This is a genomic window from Clostridium acidisoli DSM 12555, from assembly GCF_900176305.1.
In the GTDB taxonomy this organism is placed as follows: Bacteria; Bacillota; Clostridia; order Clostridiales; family Clostridiaceae; genus Clostridium_I; species Clostridium_I acidisoli.
The window spans coordinates 74,903-97,498 of sequence record NZ_FWXH01000011.1; the positions used below are offsets into that span (position 1 = coordinate 74,903).

The window sequence follows — 22,596 nt, forward strand, 5'->3', positions numbered from 1 at the left end:
ATTTTTCTTCTCAATGATAAAGAGATTGTGAAGTGAGCATACTTTGTAAATCACCTAGACCTTCATAAATCTCTTTTCTAGAGAATTTTTCTTTAAGAAGTTCCTCATCACTTTTTAAAAGCAGTTCATTATAAAATTTTTTCCCAATATTCGCAATGTCCTCACATGGATTTTTTTCCATTTCCTCAAACAATATATTTTCTGCCTTGTTATATTGTCCTTCAAGTGTAAGTCGTTTTAATAATATTGGTAATATATCTTTTTCATTCATTGCTTCTATATCTATATTCTTAAACTCTTCTTGCTCTTTGTTCATAACAACTTTTGCAAAAATTTTAACTGCAGATTCTATTAACCTTAATATATAATCTTTATTCACAATTGACCCCCTAATTTATATATAAATATTTCTTAATTGTTCATTCATAATATGTCTACATCATAGCTTGGTTAAATTTAACTTAGTTTATATTTTACTACAAACTTAAATTCTATCCAACTATTATTCTCACACTACATATATTGTATTTATTATTACTTATAGTAAATTTTCTTACTTTGTAGTATAATTTTAATAAACTCAAGTAAAAAGATTATTTGAGAGTTTATATTTTAAAAACTAGCGGAGGAAAAAATGGACACTTATTTTTTAATTATTAGCGGCATACTCAAAATAACCATGCTGGATATTGTTTTGAGTGGCGATAACATAGGTATAATCGCTTTAGCTACGAAGGATTTACAGCCCAAACTTGCTAAAAAAGCATCATTTATTGGTGTTATTGTAGCTATAACTCTTAGGATAATATTTACATGTTTAGTTACATATATTTTAATGATTCAATGGTTACCAATTAAATTAGTTGGTGGAACAATACTAGTAATCATAACCTGGAATTTAATTAAACCTACTGGTGATGAAAAAAAACTTTCAACTAAAAGTTCATCAACTAAATTAAGTCGTGCTATTTACAGTATTGTCCTCGCAGACCTTACTATGAGTTTAGATAATGTACTTGCTATTGCTGGAAGTGCTCATGGTAACTTATCACTAATAGTTTTTGGTCTTTTATTAAACATACCAATTATATTTTGGGGTAGCCTGTATGTGGCTAAGATAATGAGGAGATTTCCTTTCATCGTTTATGTTGGAGCAGCAGTTCTTGCTCATACGGCTTTTGATATGATGTTACATGATAAATTATTGATTAATGTTCTGCCAACTTATATCGGAGAATATCTCCCATATATTGCTGCTATATTAACATTAATATACGGTGTTTATATGTTACTAATCAATAATAAGAATACAAAAGAATCTATGTCTAAATAGTGTGAAATTGCGAAGCAAAGATGAGGGGTTTTCGCCTTTACTTCGCAATTTCTTTATATCACGTAAAAATATTATTACTTGTAAGATTACAGTTCATTCATTAATTTCTGCTATAATCTTCTTAACAACTTCAAATAAATCTTTTCCATTTACATCAGCTTCACCACTAAATTTGCCTATTTTTGCAGTTTTACATCCTGCTCTCTTTCCAGCTTCTATATCAGTATCTCTATCGCCAATCATAAAACTATTTTTAATATCTATATCATATTTTTTACAAAGTTCTAAAATCATGTTTGGTTTTGGTTTTCTGCAGCCGGTATCCTTATGATAATCAGGACAAAATTTAATTTCTCTTATGGTACAATATTGTTTTAAGATTTCAATCATTTTATTGTGTATTTCATTTAACTGCTCCACTGTTATAAATCCAAGTTCAATTCCACCTTGATTTGTAACTACAAACAGTTCAAATCCAGCTTGTTCAGCATTCCTTAAAGCTTCCTTTACACCGCTATATAATTGAAAATCTTCAGGATTATTTATAGGTTTTAAGTTTTTGTTTATAACTCCGTCTCTATCTAAAAAAAGTGCTTTTTTCACCTTATCTCCCCTCCATTTTAGGCATATTGAAGAAAATATTTCTAATTATAAACCAAAAACTGCACCATACGGTACAGTTTTATCCCAGTTTGAAACTAGGAATCTACAAAAATATAAGAGATTGGTATGAACAGTTATATTTTAACCTTAGTATAATTTTTTTATTCACCTTTATACATTCAAATCCCTTTTATTATAAAATAAATAAGTTGATAATAAAAGTCCTATAATAATTATAATGGATAATAATAAATATCCAGCACTAAATCCACTTCCGTACATAAGTTCACTAGAATCAAAATATTTAAAGGGCGTCAAGAATTTTAGAACTTCAAGTTTACTATTCATATCAATAAATACTGATATTAAATAGGTGATTACAAGAATAAGTGTGGAAAATGTAGTTGCAACTTTTGGATTTTTACTAATAGCTGCTATTACTGTACCTATAGATAAAAACAATAACTGAAAAATAAACATACCAGCCATAAGCATTATAATATAATGGTTCATAGGCTCACCTTTATTATTGAATTTATATACTACACACATGGAACTTATTAATGTTACTAAATTAAAAATCACTATGTTTAAAAATGTAGCTGATAGCTTAGCTGTAACAATTTTATTTCTTGAAATAGGCTTTGCTAACAAAAATTCTGCTGTTTTATCTCTCTCTTCCTTTGAAATAATATTAGCACCTACCATAGCAGCATGTATTCCTGCCATTAAAAGTATATATACAAGAAGCATTCCATAATAACCACTTATTTTTGATAAATCAAAAGAACCCATTCCAAGTAGTGCACTAAGGGACTTAGGCATTTGTTTCATAAGTTCATTAATAGATTGACCTGAGGACGAATAAGTTTTATATTTACCCATACCACTAATAACTAAGAGAATTATAGCAATGCACCAAATTATAAGTGACTTTCTATGTGCTTTCATTTCTCTAATAAACAGATTCATAATAATTCAGCTCCCTTCTTAAGCTATACTGCATGGATATCTTTTTTAGAGTAAATAATATAACTCATTGATATGGCAAACACAATAAATATTAATTCTATTAAAATGAACTTACCCTCATAGTTAGAATTTTTAATTATATATGTGGCATCATAATATTTAAAGGGTGTGATATATCTAGTTGCTTTGTCCCCTATAATAGAACTAAACATAGCAATAAAAAAGAATCCAAAAACAGTACTTATAGAAATAGGCAAAACTGATTTAATCCTTGGGATAATTACAGATATACTAACACCTAAACTCATAAACATGAGTTGTACAAATAACAAAGTTAATGAAAGCAATAAAAATATATTATATTGGAATGGCTTATTAGTAACAATTTCTGCAATAACACTAGAACATACTATATAAACTATGTTTGTAATTAATAACGAAACTGTACATGCTAAAATTTTTGATGTTATAATTTTCTGTCTTTTAACTGGTTTTGTTAAAAGGAAATCAGCTGTTTTCTCTCGAACTTCCTTTGATATAATTGAAGTACCTAAATTCATAGCTTGAATAGCACCACATAAAACCACATACAAAAGAACAAAAGAAGAATAATAAGTCAAAAGTGAAGTTACACTGTCTATTGAAATACCCAATGCTTTTTTTAATGCTGGTGGATACACATCAAGCAGTTTTTTAAAGTTTTCAGCATCCTTAGCTATACTTGGAAACATAGATAACATAAGTAATGCTACTAAAACTAAGGAAATCGACCATATAATAGTGGATTTTCTATAGGCTTTTAGTTCATGTAAAAACATATTCATGTGTTTATTCCTCCTTTTGATAATAGTGCATAAATATCTCTTCAAGATCTGGTTCCTCTATTAATATATTAGATATATCTATATCTGAAAGTTTTTTAATGATTGTATTAATATCTCCTCTAAATAAGAAACTTATATTGTTACCTTCTGCCTTAAAATTGCTAACTCCTTGAACGTCGAAATAATCCTTATTAATTTGATTTTCAACTTCAAATTGAAACCTCTTATGATTGTTTTCCTTTAGAGTGCTTATCTTTTCTAGTTTTATGAGTTTTCCTTCTTTTATTATTGCAACTCTATTGCACATTTTCTGAACTTCACTTAAAATATGTGAGGAAAATAATATTGTGGTTCCTTTTTTATTCTCTTCCTTTAATAGTTCAAAAAACTTTTGTTGCATTAATGGATCAAGTCCACTGGTAGGTTCATCAAGAATTATAAGTTTTGGTTCATGTAGTAGCCCTTGAACAATCCCAACTTTCTTTTTATTACCAAAGGATAAGTCATCTATTTTTTTATTTAAATCAAGATTCATGATTTCTGCTAATTCATATATTCTTTTTTTACAATCCTTTTTATAAAAACTAGCTGAATATTTTAAAAGATCAATTACTTTCATGTTATCATAATAAAAAACTTCTGAAGGCAAATATCCTATTTCCTTTTTTATCTCCTCAGAATCTTTAACACTATCTTTTCCAAAAATAGTTACACTTCCACTAGTTGGGTAAATCAGTGATAACATAGTTCTTATTGTAGTAGACTTTCCAGCTCCATTAGGACCAATAAATCCAAAAATTTCTCCTTCCTCAACGCTAAAGCTGATATCCTTTATTCCCCTAGACTTTCCATAAGTTTTAGTAAGATTTTTAAGCTCTATAATATTCATTGCAATCCCTCCTTATTTAGCCAATACCGTTTTTAATTAAAGAAATCATATCTTTTATTAATGGTTCGTATTCATCAAAAGATGTTTCGTAAACTTCCTTTCCCTTTTTATTTGCCATAAGTAACATGTTCTCTTTAAACTTTGATATTATTGCTGTGACATACATTAATATTAAATCAGTGCTTATCTCAGTGTTAATAAGCCCTTTTTCTTTATTCATATCTATGGTTTTAGCTATGTCTTCAAACATTTTTTTTGAGTCATTATACATAATTTCAATAACTTTTTCTCTCATAACGTTATTCGTATCCATAACCGCTGTTTGTAGCAATACATATACCTCTCGCTCATCAATTAAAAAAGACCAGGTATTTTTAAATGATAAATATATATAATCAAAAATACTCATCTTATAACAATCTTTAGTTACCTTGTCTACATATTTTAGAGCTATTTCATATGCTTTTTCTATACAGTAAAGATATATGTCTCCTTTATTACTAAAATACTGATACATACTACCCTTAGAAACGCCTGCATTTTTAGCAATGGACCCTACATTTCCTTTTTCATAACCTTTTTTAGAAAATTCTTTTATAGCAGCTTCTATTATTTTATTTCTTTTTTCTTGTTCCAAGTTTAATAATGTATCTTTTGGCATTTTTACCTCCTTTTTTCATTATGACTTTTAGGTCATATGACTATATAGTCATAAACTACTCCTATTTTTTGCATTTGTCAATATTTACATTGCTTTACATCTAATTTCAAAAAAATATGTGGTACAATAACTCGTATTGACCACATTGCTGAATTAACCCACCTGTTTCTATTGAAATTTATTAGGTATTTTAGATTTTCCATCCTGCTTAACTTTCTCTAAATAATCTTTTTCATTCACTATATTTTCTTCAAAATTTTCTACAGCGTGTTTCGTGAAGTTACCTAAACCCTTAATATTATCAAATTTTTGTTCACTATCTTTTTTCTTCATTACAAAATCCTCCTTATTAAATTTTCATATTTAAGCATCTGAATACAATAAAACGTCAACGATATCTAATGGTAGTATTTCAAATTAAATGATATTTTATAACTTGACTATATATATATAACACATGTATTATATATATAGACCAGTCATTATATTATATATTGAGAAGGGATATAAATTTTATGAAAAATAAAACTGATTCAAAAGAAAAAATACTTGCAGTAGCCGCATCGCTTTTTCAAATTAAAGGATATAATGCTACAGGATTAAACGAAATTTTAAAAGAAAGTGGTTCGCCTAAGGGTTCTCTATACTACTATTTTCCTAATGGAAAAGAAGAGTTAGCTTTAGAAGCCATAAGACTTGCAAGTAATTCTATTCAAATGCGAATCCAGACTACTTTAAATCAATATTCAAATCCAATTGAAGGTATACAAAGTGTTATTAAAAATATGACAGAAGATTTAAAGAGAGATAACAAATTCAAAGACATGTCCATAAGCCTTATAGCTTTAGAAACCTATCTATCAAGTGAGTCACTAAGAGAAGCTTGTAAAGAAGCTTTCATAGATTTACAGAATTTGTATTCTAAAAAACTAATTCAAAGTGGACTTTCCAATGAAATTGCACTGGAATTAGGTACACTTATCCAAGTAATGATTGAAGGCGCTATTACAGTATCAGTTACTGAGAAAAATGCTACTGCACTCTTGACGGTTAACAAACAAGTAGGTATTTTATTAAATTCTTATTTAAATATTAAATAAGAATTATAATTTTTCAAAAACATTACATTTTTATAATTTATAATAATTTATTCCGCCTTATTTATATAGACTGGTCTAATTATATTTTAAGGAGATTATTTTTATGGAATCAAAAAAAAATGATACAGAAGAAAAACCACAGTATAATACAAAAGGCATTATGTCTGTATTGCTACTAGGAAGTTTCTTATCTTTGTTTAATGAAACAATCTTGAATGTAGCATTTCCAAAATTAATGGTAGAAATGAATATTACCGCTACAACAGTTCAGTGGCTTACCACTGGCTATGTATTAGTAGTTGGAATTCTTATACCAGTTACAGCTTTTCTTATTCATACTTTTACTACCAAACAACTATATGTAAGTGCAATGATATTATTTTTAATAGGGACCACATGTGCTGTATTTTCTATGTCGTTTTCAGTATTATTAATTTCAAGAATAATTCAAGCATTAGGTACTGGTATGTTAATACCTATTATGATGAATTCAGCTTTAGCAGTAACTCCACGTGAGAAACATGGTTCAATAATGGGATTATGTGTTTGTATAATTACATTAGGCCCTGCACTTGGTCCAACAGTTTCTGGCTTATTACTACAATATTTTAGTTGGCATTCCTTATTCATATTATTAATTCCACTTTTGATTATTTGTATAGTTTGTGGCTGTATATTTTTAGAGAATACATCTGTAATAACAAAGCCTAAAATTGACTATTTCTCTATATTGCTATCAACTATAGGTTTTGCAGGAATTATATATGCAGTAAGCTCCGCAAGTAGTTCAAGTGTGTTAGCTACTGTTATTATATTTGCAATTGGTTTAATTTCATTAATTGCATTTTGTAAACGCCAATTATCATTAAAACAGCCAATACTAAATATACGATCATTTAAAAACCCTATATTTTCAGTAGGTGTAATATTAATTATGCTAATACAAATGTTTCAGTTTTCAATAAATATGATATTGCCTATGCTGTTACAAAATGGCTTAAAAACATCTTCTTTCGCATCAGCATTGGTTTTATTACCACCAATACTTATTGCTGCAATATTAACTCCCTTCATCGGTAAAACTTACGATAAAATAGGAGGTAAACTATTGATTCCAGCTGGCTTTGCCGTAATATGTATTTTTACTTTCATATTATCTCGCATTACGCCATCAACTTCTATAATAACAATTACTATTATATACGGTTTTATAATGATAGGACAATCTATGTCTATGTCAACTAGCCAAACAACTGGTCTTAAGCAATTATCCCGTGAAAATCAAGCTGATGGTGTTGCAATAGTAAATACTTCAATGCAAATAGCTGGTGCTTTAGGTTCAGCCTTATTTGTTGGTATTATGACTGCTTATCAAAATAGCTACCTAAATAATGTAAGTAATCCGAATAATTCACAAAATGAAATAAAAGCTATATATAGTGGTTTCAGTCATTCTACTACAGTTGCAACTATACTGATTGCTATAGGTTTTCTATTGTCTTTAAGCTTTAATATAAAAGAAAGGAACAAAATCACGGACAATAGAAAGTAAAATTAAAGGATATCAAAAATTTATTGGTATCCTTTAATTTAAGATACAGATTGTTTTCTCATTACCTCTACAAGTGCACATCCTTCTATTGCTTGTATTCCATTTTCCTTACAAAAATCAAGTATTTCATCACTTTCAGCTCCTGGTTGAATAAGAACTTTATCTATTTTTAAATCACTTGCTTCCTGAAGAATTTTAATACCTTTGTATGGATTAATACATAAATCTAAAACTTCAACTTTGTATGGTATATCTCCTAAGCTGTTATAAATACTTTGATTTTGAAAAGATGGGTGTACCGCTACTACATTAAACCCTTCTTTCTTCAAGACATTAAATATTTTATACGCATATTTTGATTGGTTTAATACATCCCCAACTACAGCCCAATTTCTGTAATTTAAAAATTCACTAGCTTTCAATTTTATCAGCTCCTAATAAAGTCTTGTATTAATATTATGCCTTGTTTCACTTTATCCATTCAGATGTGTTCACCTTTATTTTAATTCACCATCCTAAATTATTTTTAAAACATTCATAAAAATATTGTAATATATATTAAAAAAATGATTTTATTTGTAAATAGCCAAACTATTGACTATATTATTTTATATGAAGTATAATTTAATTAAATTTTCATTTAATATATAGGGGTGATTTAAGAAATGGAAGATGAAGAATTAATAAAATCAGCATTAAAATCAAAATTCTATCAAAACAAACTTAGAGGATTGACTCTTGAAAATTGGGAAGATATTCCCCTTACAACTAAACAAGATCTTAGGGAATGTAAGGCTGAGGATTTAATGGGAGTTGACTTTGATGAAATATCCACTTATCATGAAACAAGCGGAACAACTGGGACTCCAACTCCAAGCTGGTATAGCTTTAATGATTCAGACCAAGAAGCACAAGTTGTCATAAATTCAGATTTAAAACTTTGTTCTAAAGATTTATTGTTAAATCGATTTCCATTTGCATTAGCTGTCCCATCATTTATTTTATTTTGGGCTTGTCAAAAAGTTAAAGCTGGCCATATTGCCGTAAGTAAAGCTTCTTCAATTACCCCACACGCTCGTGTGATTGAGATTATAGAAAGGACTAATCCTACAATTATTGCTATGTTACCTTCTGAAGCTGAGATTATTGGAGAAGCCGCATATCAGAAAGGAATCGACCTTCCAACTAAAAATTTGAGAGCTTTACTTTTGGCAGGAGACCTTATTAGTGATGCTAGGAAAAAACATTTAGAAACTCTTTGGGGTGTACCTGTATTTTGCTTATTTGGTTCTACCGAGACTGGTGGTTTATTTATGACTTGTAAAAATGGACACTATCACATAAATCATCCAAAAGTCAAAATAGAAGCAGTAGACAGTAATTATAATTCACTAGGTACTAATAAAAAAGGTTATTGTGTTCTTTCCTCTGCAAGAGAAGGAATGCCATTATTAAAATATTTTAATCACGACATAATTGAAGTCAAAGACAATATCAAATGTAATTGCGGTGATAATTCACCTATTCTTATTCATTATGGAAGAGATGATAGTTTGATTAATATTAAGGACAAGCATTTTACATTTGAAGATGTACAAAGTTTAATATATTCTATGCCTTTAGTTCCTTTTTTATGGAGAATACATATATATGAAAATTGTATTGTTTTCGAATATCAAGCAAGTAAAAAATGTTCTAACATATCTTTTACTGAAAAGGATATTAGTAAATATCTATCTGACAGATTAACCGTTCCTGTTGTTGCAAAACAAGTAGAATTAATCCCTAAAGATAGCTTAATTAATAAACCAGGTTATTCAAAATTCAGTTACATGATTAAACATAAAAATAATTTAGAGGGAGATTTGATTTAATGATAAACATTATTTTAATTTGTATTATTGTTATTCTAATAATTTTAGGGCTGGGAATATTTATTAAAATTATTAATCCATTAAATAAGTTAATAAATCAGTTAGAGTCTGAATCCGATGATTTCAATTCTTTTAATATAAAACAAAAGGGGTTAATTGGGAGACTTATTTCACAAATTATTAAACTTAACAATAAAACTCTTACAACAAGCACAGTAGACTCCTCAGAGCTTAACAATGAATTTAATGATTTATCCTCCGAGACAGCAAAAGCTTTAGCCTTAATCTCTAAGATAAATACTTTAATGGAGGATACAACAAATGGAGCCTTACTTCAATCTGAAAATGTTACTAAAAGTACAAGTGCAATGAATGACATATCCATTGGTATTCAAGAAACTTCAAAGAACATTCAAACTGCGTCAGAGCTAGTAAGTGAAACCACTAATTCAGCTTCAACTGGACAACAGGCAATTAATAAGGCTATGGAACAAATGAAGTCTATTGGATCAAATATTAGTGAACTTTACACAACTATTAAACAATTAGAATCATTCTCTACAGAAATCAATACCATTCTTGGTATCATTACTGGAATATCTGGTCAAACTAACCTTTTGGCTCTAAATGCTGCTATTGAAGCTGCTAGAGCCGGTGAAAGTGGTCGTGGTTTTTCTGTTGTAGCAGAAGAGGTTAGAAAATTAGCCGAACAATCTTCTACTTCTGCTAAGCAAATAGGTATTCTTATTGAAAACATCCAGAATAAAACTAAAGAAGCTGTTAATTCTACTAATGTAAGCATAGAAGGCATAAAAACAGGTATTAATTCGGTTAATTTAGCAGGAGATGCCTTTAAAAAAGTTTCAGATTCAATTTACAATGTTGATGGAAGAATTCAAGAATTAGCTTCTAATGCAGAACAAATTTCCTCTTCCACTGGACAAATTATCGGCCTAATAGATTTTACAAGAAAGGTTCAAGATGGCGGTGTTGATAAGATACAAAAGACCTGTGAGGTTGTTAAAACAGAAATTGAAATTATTGATAACATTCACAAAACAGTATCAGCTGTAAATTAGAGAAGTTAAGTAAAATGGCCACTATATAATTTGTGGCCATTTTTTTTAGCACAAACAGCCCTAATAATACTCTTATAATTACAAGTTCAAACTTTTCACAAAAAAATTTCTAAATCCTTCTATCATAGCTTCTTCATTTGAAGTATATGATTTAAGGTCCATATAATATTTACCTGTTTGAATGTCCTTAGATATTGAATCTAGTGGAAACCCATCATTTCTTTTTTTATGTGGTTTAGAAGTGATAATAAATTTTTCAGATGCAATGTCATCTCCAGCATATTCAAAAACTCTTTTATCATCTAAAATCAAGCATATTGCATTTCTATATCTAGCTCTAAGTTCACCTCCTGCCTCCAATGCAAGTTCAGTATAATATTCTATCATCTCTTCATCATTTAATTCTTTGCCATTTACCCTTCTAACATGGACTCCTGGTTGCTTTGAAGGGTTTATTTCATCTATATATAATCCAGAATCACAAGAAAAAACAGGTTGTTTTAGTTCTTTATAATATGTAAATGCCTTTATTCTAGCGTTTTCTAATGGCCTGTCTCCACTTTCATCAATTTTTCCTATTTCTAAATTAATATCATTTAAAGAAACAACTTCAATTGGTAAGTTCTTCAACATATTTTTCATAGAATTAATTTTAGCAACGTTTCTTGTTCCATATAAAATTTTCAAATTACTTCAACTCCCAAAAATAATCAACAAATGAAGCCATTAATGTCCTTTTGCTGCATCTGTTTTTCATATAAACTATTATTATAAAATCACGATATATATGATAAGATTCTTAACCTGATAGTTAATTCACATTAAGTTAATATATATTATAAAACATAACTAGTCGATTTGAAAGGATGATTATAGATGAATAAAGATACCACGGATATCCCTATCATAGGCATAGTACTTAAAAATGGTGAGGTGGAAAGTTATAATTATAGGACAGCTGTTACCAACAACTTTCACCACAGCTTCATCGTAACTTCTAAAGGCATAAGTGCGCTTGATTATGATGAGGCCCTTAGATTTGTTAAGCTACCCAGTGAAGATTTCTATACACTTGAAGGAGAACCTTCTTTAGAACCATTCACCACAGGAAAAAAGCAAGTTATTGCTTTTGCTTCGCATTGTATAGGGAAAGGCATAGACCCAAATACTAAAGTTAAAATTAAAGATCATAAATTAAATACGTTTTATGAAGATTCTATAATAGGACGTTTAAAAGATTTTACACCAAAGTAAACCATACTACTTTGGCATCTTACCTTATTTCTATAATTTCAAATTATACCCTAATATACAGTTAATTGCTAAAGATATTCAAATTTACTACGACAATAGATTTATGAGTATACTTTTACTAGTTATCTAATTCAAGGAGGAATTTTCATGATAATTGGTCATAACTTAAATGCTATCAATGCAATAAGATACTTAAATATAAATCAAGCTCATATGCAAAAAGCCATGCTCCGATTAAGTTCAGGTAAAAGAATAAACTCTGCCGCGGATGATCCTGCTGGTCTTATGATATCACAAAAAATGATAGCTCAAATCAATGGTTTAAACGTTAGTTCAAGAAATGCACAAGACGGTATTTCTATGTTACAAACTGCAGAGGGTGGCTTAAGTGAAACTGAATCTATTCTTCAGAGAATGAATGAACTTGCAACTCAAGCTGCTAATGGCACAAATTCTACTTTAGACAGAAGCTCCATAGGCAATGAATTAAAACAATTAGAGGCTGAAATTACTCATATATCTAAGTCAACCAATTTTAATGGTATAAATTTATTATATTCTTCTGGAAATTTAACACTTCAAATTGGTGCAACTTCTAACTCTTATGATTCAATGGGTATAAACTTATCGTCTTTTAATACTGGAACTTCACTTGCCAATATAACCGACGGTACAAGTATAAATATAGATACTTCTGATAATGCTCGTGCTTCTATGTCAATTATTCAAAACGCAATTAATTCTGTATCATCATCTAGATCAATAGTAGGTGCTTACCAAAACAGATTAAATTATACTATAGATAATTTAAATACTGAAGCTGAAAATCTAACTGCTGCTGAATCACGTATTACTGATGCCGATATGGCCTCTGAGATTTTAGAATACTCAAAATACAGTATTTTATCCCAAGTTACTCAAGCTATGCTTTCTCAGTCCTTACATGAACCAGATCAAGTACTAAAATTATTGGATTCACTTAAAAAATCATGATTTTTAAGTGGATTTTTATTTAAAAATTTGTAAAAATAATCATGCAAACGATTGCGTAAACCATTACAATGTTATATAATATTTAATATGAATACAATATTTAAATTTAAGGAGGACATTATGGATACAAAATCGCTATCAAGAATTGCTTATTTTTCTATGGAGTATGGACTAAACTCTGATTTTAAAACCTATGCAGGAGGTCTTGGAATACTTGCTGGTGATTATTTAAAAGGTGCTAAAGATATGAATTTACCTCTAGTTGGTATAGGCATAAAATGGAAACAAGGTTATGGCGAACAGATGATAGATAAGAATGGACATCCTTTTGATGCATATCATAATTACACTTATGATTTTTTAAAAGATACAGGTGTAAAAGTCTCTGTAAAAATTAGAGACATAGATGTTTTTTGTAAAGTTTGGAAATGTGATAACTTTGGTAATAATCCTATTTATTTATTAGATACAGATATCCCAGAAAATTCAGAAGCATGGATTACTGGACAACTATATGGATGGTTTGGTGAAGAGAGAATAGCTCAAGAGATAGTTCTTGGCATTGGAGGTATAAGAGCCTTAAGAGCTCTTCAAATACCAACAGATGTATATCATTTTAATGAAGGACATGCTGATTTTGCCGCTATTGAGCTTATTAGAGAAAAAATGACATGTGGATATAGTTTTGAGGAATCTTGGAAATTAACAAAAAATGAAGTTGTATTTACAACACATACTCCAATTGTACAAGGAAATGAATCCCATTCAATTGATAAACTTGAATTCATGGGTGCCTTTAATGGTCTCACAAAAGAACAAATGATACTCATAGGTGGAGATCCTTTTAACATGACAGTCGCAGGACTAAGGCTTGCTAGGAAATCAAATGCGGTTGCTCAGTTGCATGCTGAAACTGCAAATAAAATGTGGCAAAATATCTCCGGTACAAGTGAAATAATAGGAATTACAAATGCTGTTCATAAGGGTACTTGGGTAGATTCTAGAATTACAGATGCCTATAATGAAAATGTTGACCTTTTATCTGTTCATAAAGAAATAAAAATAGATTTAATCAACTTTATAAAAGAGAGAACCGGTATAACTCTTGATGCTGATAAACTTTTAATTGGATTTTCAAGAAGAGCTGCCCCTTATAAAAGAAGTGATCTTATATTCAGAAAACCTGATATAATTGATCCATTATTAAAAAGTGGCCAAATTCAAATAGTATTCTCTGGAAAGGCACATCCATTAGATGATGTTGGTAAAGAAATTGTTGCTAACCTAGTAGCTATGATGAAAAAATATCCAAATGCAGTTGTTTTCCTTGAAAATTATGATATGAATATAGGACGAATGTTAACTAGAGGATCTGACATTTGGCTTAATAATCCTAGAAGACCTCTTGAAGCTAGTGGAACTTCTGGAATGAAGGCTGCTATGAATGGAGTTCTTAATTGTTCAATACTTGATGGTTGGTGGCCAGAAGCTTGTAAGGATGGTATAAATGGATGGCAATTTGGTGATGGTGCAAGTTGTACTGACGGTGTTGACACAGCTGAAGATCTTAAGAAACTTGATCAGCATGATTGTGATGCTTTATATGATACTTTATTAAACAGGGTTATTCCTACTTATTATGAAGATAAGAATAAATGGAGTGAGATGATGCACGAAAGTATTAAAAGTTGCTCCGAATACTTTGGAGTTGAAAGAATGTTAACTGAGTATTATGAAAAATTATATATAAACAAATAATTTTTATATAAACGACAAAAATTTGTTTTCATTAAAAGGCTAAAGAGTTTTTTCCTACTATGCTGTGAAAAATCTTTAAACTTAATTTATACGGTTAAAATATATTTGAGTTCCCCCTTAAATACTAAAAAACATATAGATTTAGGTTCATTATTTCTAACGTAGTAGGAAAGCTTCTTTTAACTTCTCTCACTTAAAAGTGCCTTACAAGCATAAAAGTTTTAATCTAGCTGAAGGTTTTCTTTAATCTTTTATCAATCATAGCTTTTATATCTCTAGTAAGTTCTATTGAAGCTTCAATTTCAACCTTCCTAGTAGACACACTTTCAATACTACAACCTATAGGAATTCCTTTTTGAAGTCCAAAATCTAAGAGTTCCTCAAAAGTTTTCTTACAAAGTTCCAGTGATTTATGTAATATATCTTCTGAATTCATTAAGTCATTTTCTAGCCATTTAGGTATGTTTATACCTAACCATTTCATAAATTCAAGGGTTTTTATTGAGCCACAAGGTGTCAAATTTATTATTATCGGTACCATTTCAATTTCATTACTTTTGCAATAATAATAATAATCAGATAAGAAATTTTTTGCAGATTCTATATTATAAACTGCTTGAGACACAAAAAATTTACAGCCATTTCTTATTTTATTTATTATTCTTAAATGCTCATCATTATGTTTTGTATGTCTTTCTGGTATCATAACTCCACCGATTATTAAATCAGGATTTAAATTTTTAGTTAATTCATAAGCTTTAGGGAGATTTAGCCTGACTTTTTGAGTTTTAGCAGAAGCTCCTACAAAAACAGAAAATCTATCTTCACCTGAATCTATATTTATCCAATTATCAAATTCCTCTTCACTATACTTCCCAACACAACGATATATTATTTTAGATATTTTTAAATCATTCAGATATTCCTCACTATAAATCTGTGGATCTATTGTCTCTAAAAATGGGAATGGTCTTTCTGCCTTAATTCTATCTTCCTCGTCTTGAATATCATAAAGAATAAGTCCATCAATATCTATGCTGCTTATCCTTTCTATTTGTTTTTGTGAAATTTGTTTTACTTTCTCTATTTCCGTATCCTTTTTAGGCGGCGTTATTCCATATGTTATTATTCCCGGTCTTTTATCTAATATTTTTTGTCTAAGCATTCTTTTTAGCGAGAGATATAATAAATATATACACACTCACTAATTTTTCACCTCACTATGTATATTTTTACACTTCTTGATTCCAATGCGCAAACCAAGCGTCTCCTTCAAACTCATTCCAGCATATAGTTACCTTTTTAAATGCAAACCAAAATTCATACAAACCATTTTTATCACATAAAATCTTACAAAACACATGATTCTCATAATTTTTTTCTGTTTCAACCACAATTACGTCCATACCTTCCATTTCTTTATTAAAGACTATTGGCCTAATAATGGAAATTGGAGAACCACCTTTAATTATTTTTGATTTATCGTACACAAAAGAATTTAGAATATTAAAATCTTCAAATATAATTTTAGCTTTTCCAGTAGCTTTTGAACATCCAAATTCGTTTAAAGGATGATTTTTTAAAATATCGATATGATCAAACTCCAAGTTTAAGAATTTATCATCCATGTGAATTCCAATTATTTGACAATCATGAAGTCCAACATTGTCAAATGTACTTTCTGAAACGTATTTATAGTTCATATATTATCACTTCCTTATGATACAATAATAATTTATTTAATTTTTCATATTATACCATCATATTGTTAATTTTAGAACAGTTACTTTAAAAAGGCAATTAATTTTATTGTTTAATATCTGTTCTTTAATATTATCTCCATTGTTTCATGTGTGCTTCCTGAGCACTTTATATAAATGGAGTTTATTATTGCTATAAGTACTGATCAATATATTTGGAAGTTTTTAAATTCTTTACATATACTTTTACTATGGTATAATTCTATTTAGAAACTGATAGACAATGGAGGTTTACAATGAATTTTAATAAAATACATCATGCTGCTATAATTTGTTCTGATTATGCTAAATCAAAAAAGTTTTATACTGAAATTTTACGTTTACCTATAATAAATGAGGCCTATAGAAGTGAACGAGATTCTTACAAACTTGACTTATCTGTTGGCCCTAATAATAGATTAGAGCTTTTTTCATTCCCAAATGCACCAAAAAGGCCAAGTTACCCCGAAGCTTGTGGACTTAGACATATTGCTTTTGAAGTTGATGATATAGAAGCTGCCGTTAATTATTTAAATGACAACAAAATAGATGTTGAACCCATAAGAGTTGATGAGTTTACTAATAAAAGATTTACATTTTTTAGTGATCCTGATGGGTTGCCTATAGAACTGTATTCCATTTGATTTTCTTTAGATACTTTTTATCCGATGACTCCCATCTTCTTCAAAGCTAGAGACAACGGCTACTACGCACTGTATTTTAGTGAAACTTGTACTCAGATTGGACGAACCCACAAATAATCCCTGAGTACAAGTTTCACTTTATTTGTTTATTTCTATTACTGCATAAGCATCATGCGGATGTATGGATTCCTGATGATGTGAACTGATTTTAAACCAAGTTATATTTTTATTATCATATAATTTTTTTGCAGCCAATCTAACTATATCTTCAACAAATCTTGGGTTTTCATATGCTTTCTCTGTAACATATTTTTCATCTATTCTTTTTAAAATTGGATACAATTCACAACTTCCAACTTCTTCTATCATAGAAATTATATCTTCAATATGAATTTCTCCATTATACCTAACTGATACAACAACATATCCTCTTTGATTATGTGCTGAATATTCACTTATTGCCTTTGAACAAGGACAAAGAGTAGTAATTGGTACTTCTACAGTTAAAATCATATCAAATTTGTCTTTTTCTTTATTAAGTGCACTTTCTATTTTACACTCATATGGCATTAATCCCTCAAACTTTGATACAGGTGCACTTTTCGCCAAGAAATATTTAAACTTAATATCAAAATATGAATCTTTTGACTCAAGTTTTTCACATATTTTTTTTAGTACAAATTCTGTATCTTCTTTATAGTTTTCCATCTTCCACTTGTCTACATATAATTCAGATAGTATTATGGGAAGTCTGCTCATATTAATTCCTTTTAGATATTTTTCTAAGCTTACAGACATAGAAAAGTTACCTATAGTTTCAATAACATTGCCATCTTTTTTCTTAATATAAAATGGATGTTGTATATTTTCCACTCCTACCTTATCTATTTTAAAATCAAAGTCTCCTTTTTTGTTTTGTATATCTTCCATAATAGCCTCTTCTCTTTCTGCCTCTTAATTAAAATATTCCACAGGGTCTTTATATCCAGCTTCTTTAAAAGCATTTAATCTAAGTTTACAACTATCACATTCTCCACATGCTTTTTCATATCCATTATAACAAGTCCATGTAAGTGAGTAATCTACTCCGAGTTTCATTCCCAGCTGTATCTCTTCTGACTTTGTCATATACATAAATGGTGCATGTATTTTTATCTTCCTATTATCTTTCACTGCACAAACAGTTCCAAGATTAATTGAATTTTCCATGGCATCAATAAATTCTTTTCTACAATCAACATAACCTGAATAATCAACCTGACTAACACCAATAAATATATCTTGTGCTCCAATTGCCTCGGCATAAGAAGCTGCATAGGATAAAAATATCATGTTTCTTGCTGGTACATAAGTAACTGGGATTTCTTCATTTTCTAAGTCACCCTTAGGTACATCAATGTTTGAATCTGTTAGAGCTGATCCGCCCCAAGCATTCATATTTGTTTTTACAATAATATGTTCTTTTACACCTGCTTTTTCAGCAATCTTTTTTGCAAACTCTATTTCTTTTTTATGCCTCTGTCCATAATTAAATGACATAGCATGAACTTCATAACCTTCTGATTTTGCTAGATACATTGCTGTGCTGGAATCTAATCCACCTGATAACAATACTACTGCTTTTTTCATCATATAACACTTCTCTCATGTAATAAAATTTCAATTTTTTATATTATATTTATCTTACTCCACAATTCAGGATATTTTCTTTTTATATTTATAATTTTGAATTCATTGCTGCTTACAAATGCCTGAACCGTACTGCCCTTGGCTAAAATTTTATCATCGCTTGCTCTAAAAACCTCATATTTAAAGACAACTTTAACTCCTGTCAATTGTTCTATAGAAGTCTTAATTATAATTTCATCGCCATATTTAGCACCCTCAAGGTATTTACAATGAGTTTCAATTAAAGGCATCATTATCCCCATATCTTCAATTTCTTTATATGTTATGTTTAATTTAGAAATAAATTCATCTCTAGCAACCTCAAACCATACATAGTATTTTGAGTGATGTACAATTCCCATTTTATCTGTTTCTGCATATCTTACATTAAGTTTTGTTTCATTAATAAACAATGTATCATCTCCCTTTTGTACATTATATCATATCCTTAAAAACCATACTATATAGTGTATGTCTACAACAATTTTATATAAACTTTGTGCATTATATCATTGAATATCCTCGATATATGATTTATTATGTAGTTAAAGCATATTAATAATTTTTGTGTAAATTACACATATTATAATTTAATTAATATTTTGAATTTTAATAAAGTATTAACTTGTAAAATTCGATAACTATACAAAACAGTAAAGGGGATATTAATTATGCAAAAAACAAAAATGGTTTTTACAATAGGCCCAGCTAGTGACGATGAAGAAATTTTAACTAAATTAATGGATATTGGTATGAATGTTACTAGACTAAATTTTTCACATGGTACTCACGAGGATCACAAAGAAAAAATTGATCTCATAAAAAGTCTTAGAACTAAACTTAATAAATCTGTTGCAATAATGTTAGATATAAAAGGCCCTAAAATTAGAACTCATAATTTCAGCGGTGACAAACTTTTGATTGAAAAAGGACAAAATTTTACTTTTAGTTGTGGAAAAGAAATACTTGGCAATCATGAGAAGTGCTCTATCTCATATGAAGATCTTTATAAAGATGTTAAAGTAAATGACACACTTCTAGTAGATGACGGTCTTCTTGAATTTAAAATCGATTCAATTGAAGGTACAGAGATAAATTGTACTGCTATCAATTCAGGATACATTTCAAATCATAAGGGAATTAACGTTCCAAATGTAAATATCGGCCTACCTGCTGTAACTGAAAAGGATGAATACGACTTAATTTTTGGTTGTGAACAACAAGTTGATATTGTAGCTGCTTCCTTTATAAGAAAAGCAAGTGACGTTTTGGATGTAAGAAAAATATTAGATGCTCACGGCGGTAAAAATATCTTAATAATTCCTAAAATAGAAACTCAAGAAGGCGTAGATAATATTGACGAAATATTAAAAGTTGCTGATGGAATAATGGTTGCAAGAGGAGATATGGGAGTAGAAATACCTATTCAAAAAGTTCCTATTGTCCAAAAAATGATAATACATAAATGTAATAAAGTTGGAAAACCTGTTATTACCGCAACTCAAATGCTTGATTCAATGATAAGAAATCCTAGACCAACAAGAGCTGAAGCTTCCGACATCGCAAATGCCATTTTCGATGGTACTGATGCCATAATGTTAAGCGGAGAAAGTGCTAGTGGAGATTATCCCATTGAAGCAGCTCTTACCATGTCTAATATAGCAAAAGAAGCAGAATCAAATATAGATTATAGAGCAGCCCTTAACGAAAGAAAAGAAGAATATTTAAAAAGTATATCTGATGCCATAAGCCTTGCTACATGCACAACAGCAGATGAATTAAAAGTTTCTGCAATAATAACTGCAACACAAAGTGGCCTTACTGCAAGAATGGTTTCAAAGTATAGACCTAGTTGCCCAATCATAGCTGTTACTCCTAATAGACCTGTTGCACGAAGTCTATCGCTTAATTTTGGATTGGAAACTATAATATCAAAGAAATTAACTTCAACTGATGAATTAATGGCAGATGCAGTTGAAAAATGTTTAAATGCTGGTTATATAAAAAAAGGTGAAATAGTTATAATTGCTGCTGGAATACCCGTTGGTAAATCTGGTACTACTAATATGATGAAAATACAAGAAGTATAAAAAAAGTAGCTATTACTCTGAATGATGCGACCCCAATAAGTTAGACTTTATTGCGTAGTAGTTTTTAACTGCTACGCAATTATTTTAAGCAGCCAAGAGGCTGAGCCTGTATTCTACAGGACTCATCCATCCTAGTTTCTCTTTAATTCTTTTCTCGTTATAATACTTTATATATTTATCTATTGTCTCTTTCAGTTGCTCATAGCTATAGTAAACCAAACCATAATACATTTCTTGTTTCATAATTCCAAAGAAGTTTTCCATTACTGAATTATCATGGCAGTTTCCTTTCCGGGACATACTTTGGAAGATTTTATTTTCTTTTAGCTTATAACAATAAGCTTTCATCTGGTAAGCCCATCCTTGATCCGAATGAAATGTACGCCTATATTTACAATCGCTTGTAATTTTTACAGCTTCATTTAATGCATTCATTATATTCTCAGCAGACGGACGTTGAGAAATAGAATAACTAATTATTTCTCTATTACACATATCCATAAATGGATCTAGGTAAAGTTTCTTGATGATCATTCTTCCTTTATCATCTATAACATAATACTTAAATTCTGTAGTGTCTGTTGTAATCTTTTGGTGTGGAATATGAGTTTCAAACCTCCTGTGAATTCTATTAGGAGCAACTCTACCCACCTTGCCTTTATAAGAACTGTATTTACGGCTTCTTCTGGTAAACGAAGTAACTTGAAGACCTAGCTTCTGAACAATTCGTTGAACACGTTTCTTGTTTACAACTAGTCCTTGTTTTCTTAATTCTCCATATAACCGACGATAGCCGAAATCTTTATTCTCTTTTCTGATTTCAAGGATTCTTTGTTCAAGATCCTTGTTTGGATTTTCTCTATCAAAGCGTTTTTGCCAGTACATATATGTTGATTTAGGAAAACCTGTGAATGCGAGAATATCTTTTAGTTTGAAGTATCCTCGGAGGCTGTGAATGATTCCCGCTGTTTTTTCAGAAGAGTTTCCTCTTCTAAACGCAACCTCCTCAGTTCTTTTAAATAGGCATTCTCTATTTTTAACTTAAGTAACTCATCTTCAAGCTGTTTAACATGCTCAACACTTGTATCCACTGGTTTTGTATCAAACTGTTCTTTTGATTGTGAGGTCTTTGGAGATTCCAATGATTTCTTCCTCCCTTTCCGCTTTGGTCTCAAAGCATCAGGACCTGAAATTCTGAAATCATTAACCCACTTCGCTATTAATGGCGGATTACCGATTCCAACCGATAAAGCCAGTTCCTGATAAGAAACTTCTTTAGATAAGTATAACTCTACCACATGGGTCTTAAATTCAAAAGTATATTTTTCATTTTTTCTCGAACGCATTAATCCTTTATCGCCATACTTTTTGTATGCTTTTATCCACTGTTGTATATTTCGATGTGCAGGAACGCCATATTTAGTTGAAAGATAGTGTGCTCCTTCTTCACCTGATAGATATTCTTGAACAATCTTTTTCTTGAATTCAAAACTATATTTTGCCATAAAAAAACTGACCTCCCATACATTAGATTTTTAGGTCTAACTTATGGGGGTCAGTTCA

The 22,596-nt window shown here is 29.7% G+C and carries 25 protein-coding genes; 10 read left to right on the top strand and 15 right to left on the bottom strand.

Going from position 1 to position 22,596, the window contains the following annotated elements; genetic code table 11:
- Positions 1 to 10: 10 nt before the first annotated feature.
- The gene (locus B8978_RS13210) at positions 11 to 379 is read right to left on the bottom strand and encodes a DUF6483 family protein (RefSeq protein WP_084116514.1); all 369 of its coding nucleotides are present in this window, start codon (positions 377 to 379) and stop codon (positions 11 to 13) included.
- Between the two features lie 255 nt (positions 380 to 634).
- Between B8978_RS13210 and B8978_RS13215 the strand changes: the two genes are divergently transcribed.
- On the top strand, positions 635 to 1,333 hold the full coding sequence (locus B8978_RS13215) for a TerC family protein (protein ID WP_084116515.1): 699 nt from the start codon (positions 635 to 637) through the stop codon (positions 1,331 to 1,333).
- Between the two features lie 93 nt (positions 1,334 to 1,426).
- Here B8978_RS13215 and B8978_RS13220 read toward each other — a convergent pair whose 3' ends face one another.
- The 6 genes from B8978_RS13220 to B8978_RS19875 all read right to left on the bottom strand — a co-directional run bounded on the left by B8978_RS13220 (position 1,427) and on the right by B8978_RS19875 (position 5,615).
- A complete protein-coding gene (locus tag B8978_RS13220) occupies positions 1,427 to 1,936 on the bottom strand; it encodes a D-glycero-alpha-D-manno-heptose-1,7-bisphosphate 7-phosphatase (RefSeq protein WP_084116516.1) in 510 nt (169 codons plus the stop codon).
- A 171-nt stretch (positions 1,937 to 2,107) separates the two neighbouring features.
- A complete protein-coding gene (locus tag B8978_RS13225) occupies positions 2,108 to 2,908 on the bottom strand; it encodes an ABC transporter permease subunit (protein WP_084116517.1) in 801 nt (266 codons plus the stop codon).
- 23 nt (positions 2,909 to 2,931) lie between these two features.
- Positions 2,932 to 3,732: an ABC transporter permease subunit gene (locus B8978_RS13230; protein ID WP_084116518.1), complete on the bottom strand. Its 801-nt coding sequence runs from the start codon at positions 3,730 to 3,732 to the stop codon at positions 2,932 to 2,934.
- A 4-nt stretch (positions 3,733 to 3,736) separates the two neighbouring features.
- On the bottom strand, positions 3,737 to 4,621 hold the full coding sequence (locus tag B8978_RS13235; protein ID WP_084116519.1) for an ABC transporter ATP-binding protein: 885 nt from the start codon (positions 4,619 to 4,621) through the stop codon (positions 3,737 to 3,739).
- Between the two features lie 16 nt (positions 4,622 to 4,637).
- Positions 4,638 to 5,282, bottom strand: a complete 645-nt coding sequence (locus tag B8978_RS13240; RefSeq protein WP_084116520.1) for a TetR/AcrR family transcriptional regulator — start codon at positions 5,280 to 5,282, stop codon at positions 4,638 to 4,640.
- A gap of 168 nt (positions 5,283 to 5,450) precedes the next feature.
- Entirely contained in the window at positions 5,451 to 5,615 is a 165-nt protein-coding gene (locus B8978_RS19875) for a hypothetical protein (protein WP_176212698.1), read from the bottom strand.
- Between the two features lie 182 nt (positions 5,616 to 5,797).
- Here B8978_RS19875 and B8978_RS13245 point away from each other — a divergent pair, with 182 nt between their 5' ends.
- Together B8978_RS13245 and B8978_RS13250 are read left to right on the top strand one after the other, a co-directional pair.
- A complete protein-coding gene (locus tag B8978_RS13245) occupies positions 5,798 to 6,382 on the top strand; it encodes a TetR/AcrR family transcriptional regulator (protein WP_084116521.1) in 585 nt (194 codons plus the stop codon).
- Between the two features lie 103 nt (positions 6,383 to 6,485).
- A complete protein-coding gene (locus B8978_RS13250; protein WP_084116522.1) occupies positions 6,486 to 7,934 on the top strand; it encodes an MDR family MFS transporter in 1,449 nt (482 codons plus the stop codon).
- Between the two features lie 38 nt (positions 7,935 to 7,972).
- Here B8978_RS13250 and B8978_RS13255 read toward each other — a convergent pair whose 3' ends face one another.
- A complete protein-coding gene (locus B8978_RS13255) occupies positions 7,973 to 8,356 on the bottom strand; it encodes a CoA-binding protein (protein WP_084116523.1) in 384 nt (127 codons plus the stop codon).
- Positions 8,357 to 8,599: 243 nt separating this feature from the next.
- Between B8978_RS13255 and B8978_RS13260 the strand changes: the two genes are divergently transcribed.
- Complete coding sequence (locus tag B8978_RS13260) at positions 8,600 to 9,808, top strand: phenylacetate--CoA ligase family protein (protein ID WP_084116524.1); 1,209 nt, start codon at positions 8,600 to 8,602, stop codon at positions 9,806 to 9,808.
- On the top strand, positions 9,808 to 10,887 hold the full coding sequence (locus tag B8978_RS13265; RefSeq protein ID WP_084116525.1) for a methyl-accepting chemotaxis protein: 1,080 nt from the start codon (positions 9,808 to 9,810) through the stop codon (positions 10,885 to 10,887). Before B8978_RS13260 ends, B8978_RS13265 begins: the two co-directional genes overlap by 1 nt.
- 78 nt (positions 10,888 to 10,965) lie before the next feature.
- On the opposite strand, the gene B8978_RS13270 is transcribed toward B8978_RS13265, so the two are convergent.
- On the bottom strand, positions 10,966 to 11,574 hold the full coding sequence (locus B8978_RS13270; protein ID WP_084116526.1) for a non-canonical purine NTP pyrophosphatase: 609 nt from the start codon (positions 11,572 to 11,574) through the stop codon (positions 10,966 to 10,968).
- A 189-nt stretch (positions 11,575 to 11,763) separates the two neighbouring features.
- Here B8978_RS13270 and B8978_RS13275 point away from each other — a divergent pair, with 189 nt between their 5' ends.
- From B8978_RS13275 to glgP, 3 genes are all read left to right on the top strand, one after another.
- Entirely contained in the window at positions 11,764 to 12,141 is a 378-nt protein-coding gene (locus B8978_RS13275; RefSeq protein WP_084116527.1) for a hypothetical protein, read from the top strand.
- Between the two features lie 147 nt (positions 12,142 to 12,288).
- The gene (locus B8978_RS13280) at positions 12,289 to 13,134 is read left to right on the top strand and encodes a flagellin N-terminal helical domain-containing protein (protein WP_084116528.1); all 846 of its coding nucleotides are present in this window, start codon (positions 12,289 to 12,291) and stop codon (positions 13,132 to 13,134) included.
- A gap of 120 nt (positions 13,135 to 13,254) precedes the next feature.
- Positions 13,255 to 14,892, top strand: coding sequence for an alpha-glucan family phosphorylase (gene glgP, locus B8978_RS13285; RefSeq protein ID WP_084116529.1), 1,638 nt, complete (start codon positions 13,255 to 13,257; stop codon positions 14,890 to 14,892).
- A 226-nt stretch (positions 14,893 to 15,118) separates the two neighbouring features.
- Here the strand turns inward: glgP and B8978_RS13290 are convergent, their stop codons facing one another.
- On the bottom strand, positions 15,119 to 16,057 hold the full coding sequence (locus tag B8978_RS13290) for a methylenetetrahydrofolate reductase (RefSeq protein ID WP_084116538.1): 939 nt from the start codon (positions 16,055 to 16,057) through the stop codon (positions 15,119 to 15,121).
- Positions 16,058 to 16,124: 67 nt separating this feature from the next.
- Positions 16,125 to 16,595: a hypothetical protein gene (locus tag B8978_RS13295; protein ID WP_084116530.1), complete on the bottom strand. Its 471-nt coding sequence runs from the start codon at positions 16,593 to 16,595 to the stop codon at positions 16,125 to 16,127.
- A gap of 293 nt (positions 16,596 to 16,888) precedes the next feature.
- Here B8978_RS13295 and gloA2 point away from each other — a divergent pair, with 293 nt between their 5' ends.
- Positions 16,889 to 17,275, top strand: coding sequence for an SMU1112c/YaeR family gloxylase I-like metalloprotein (gene gloA2, locus B8978_RS13300; protein ID WP_084116531.1), 387 nt, complete (start codon positions 16,889 to 16,891; stop codon positions 17,273 to 17,275).
- A 138-nt stretch (positions 17,276 to 17,413) separates the two neighbouring features.
- Here gloA2 and folE2 read toward each other — a convergent pair whose 3' ends face one another.
- The 3 genes from folE2 to B8978_RS13315 are packed head-to-tail and all read right to left on the bottom strand — an operon-like array spanning position 17,414 to position 19,356.
- Entirely contained in the window at positions 17,414 to 18,205 is a 792-nt protein-coding gene (gene folE2, locus B8978_RS13305) for a GTP cyclohydrolase FolE2 (protein WP_084116532.1), read from the bottom strand.
- Between the two features lie 24 nt (positions 18,206 to 18,229).
- Complete coding sequence (gene queC, locus B8978_RS13310; protein WP_084116539.1) at positions 18,230 to 18,904, bottom strand: 7-cyano-7-deazaguanine synthase QueC; 675 nt, start codon at positions 18,902 to 18,904, stop codon at positions 18,230 to 18,232.
- A gap of 38 nt (positions 18,905 to 18,942) precedes the next feature.
- Positions 18,943 to 19,356: an acyl-CoA thioesterase gene (locus B8978_RS13315; RefSeq protein WP_084116533.1), complete on the bottom strand. Its 414-nt coding sequence runs from the start codon at positions 19,354 to 19,356 to the stop codon at positions 18,943 to 18,945.
- Positions 19,357 to 19,614: 258 nt separating this feature from the next.
- Between B8978_RS13315 and pyk the strand changes: the two genes are divergently transcribed.
- Complete coding sequence (gene pyk / locus B8978_RS13320) at positions 19,615 to 21,033, top strand: pyruvate kinase (RefSeq protein WP_084116534.1); 1,419 nt, start codon at positions 19,615 to 19,617, stop codon at positions 21,031 to 21,033.
- A gap of 84 nt (positions 21,034 to 21,117) precedes the next feature.
- Here pyk and B8978_RS13325 read toward each other — a convergent pair.
- Positions 21,118 to 22,538 (bottom strand): IS3 family transposase gene (locus B8978_RS13325; protein ID WP_242950543.1). Its coding sequence is split into 2 segments (ribosomal slippage): positions 21,118 to 22,052 and positions 22,052 to 22,538, totalling 1,422 coding nucleotides; the frame shifts between segments, so codons are not numbered across the junction.
- Between the last annotated feature and the right edge of the window lie 58 nt (positions 22,539 to 22,596).

Bases quoted from the DNA above. Each gene is read 5' to 3' on its own strand.
- B8978_RS13215 (WP_084116515.1), top strand. From the start codon at position 635: ATGGACACTTATTTTTTAATTATTAGCGGCATACTCAAAATAACCATG.
- B8978_RS13225 (WP_084116517.1), bottom strand. From the start codon at position 2,908: ATGAATCTGTTTATTAGAGAAATGAAAGCACATAGAAAGTCACTTATA.
- B8978_RS13230 (WP_084116518.1), bottom strand. From the start codon at position 3,732: ATGAATATGTTTTTACATGAACTAAAAGCCTATAGAAAATCCACTATT.
- B8978_RS13235 (WP_084116519.1), bottom strand. From the start codon at position 4,621: ATGAATATTATAGAGCTTAAAAATCTTACTAAAACTTATGGAAAGTCT.
- B8978_RS13240 (WP_084116520.1), bottom strand. From the start codon at position 5,282: ATGCCAAAAGATACATTATTAAACTTGGAACAAGAAAAAAGAAATAAA.
- B8978_RS19875 (WP_176212698.1), bottom strand. From the start codon at position 5,615: ATGAAGAAAAAAGATAGTGAACAAAAATTTGATAATATTAAGGGTTTA.
- B8978_RS13245 (WP_084116521.1), top strand. From the start codon at position 5,798: ATGAAAAATAAAACTGATTCAAAAGAAAAAATACTTGCAGTAGCCGCA.
- B8978_RS13250 (WP_084116522.1), top strand. From the start codon at position 6,486: ATGGAATCAAAAAAAAATGATACAGAAGAAAAACCACAGTATAATACA.
- B8978_RS13260 (WP_084116524.1), top strand. From the start codon at position 8,600: ATGGAAGATGAAGAATTAATAAAATCAGCATTAAAATCAAAATTCTAT.
- B8978_RS13265 (WP_084116525.1), top strand. From the start codon at position 9,808: ATGATAAACATTATTTTAATTTGTATTATTGTTATTCTAATAATTTTA.
- B8978_RS13275 (WP_084116527.1), top strand. From the start codon at position 11,764: ATGAATAAAGATACCACGGATATCCCTATCATAGGCATAGTACTTAAA.
- B8978_RS13280 (WP_084116528.1), top strand. From the start codon at position 12,289: ATGATAATTGGTCATAACTTAAATGCTATCAATGCAATAAGATACTTA.
- glgP (WP_084116529.1), top strand. From the start codon at position 13,255: ATGGATACAAAATCGCTATCAAGAATTGCTTATTTTTCTATGGAGTAT.
- B8978_RS13290 (WP_084116538.1), bottom strand. From the start codon at position 16,057: ATGCTTAGACAAAAAATATTAGATAAAAGACCGGGAATAATAACATAT.
- B8978_RS13295 (WP_084116530.1), bottom strand. From the start codon at position 16,595: ATGAACTATAAATACGTTTCAGAAAGTACATTTGACAATGTTGGACTT.
- gloA2 (WP_084116531.1), top strand. From the start codon at position 16,889: ATGAATTTTAATAAAATACATCATGCTGCTATAATTTGTTCTGATTAT.
- folE2 (WP_084116532.1), bottom strand. From the start codon at position 18,205: ATGGAAGATATACAAAACAAAAAAGGAGACTTTGATTTTAAAATAGAT.
- queC (WP_084116539.1), bottom strand. From the start codon at position 18,904: ATGAAAAAAGCAGTAGTATTGTTATCAGGTGGATTAGATTCCAGCACA.
- pyk (WP_084116534.1), top strand. From the start codon at position 19,615: ATGCAAAAAACAAAAATGGTTTTTACAATAGGCCCAGCTAGTGACGAT.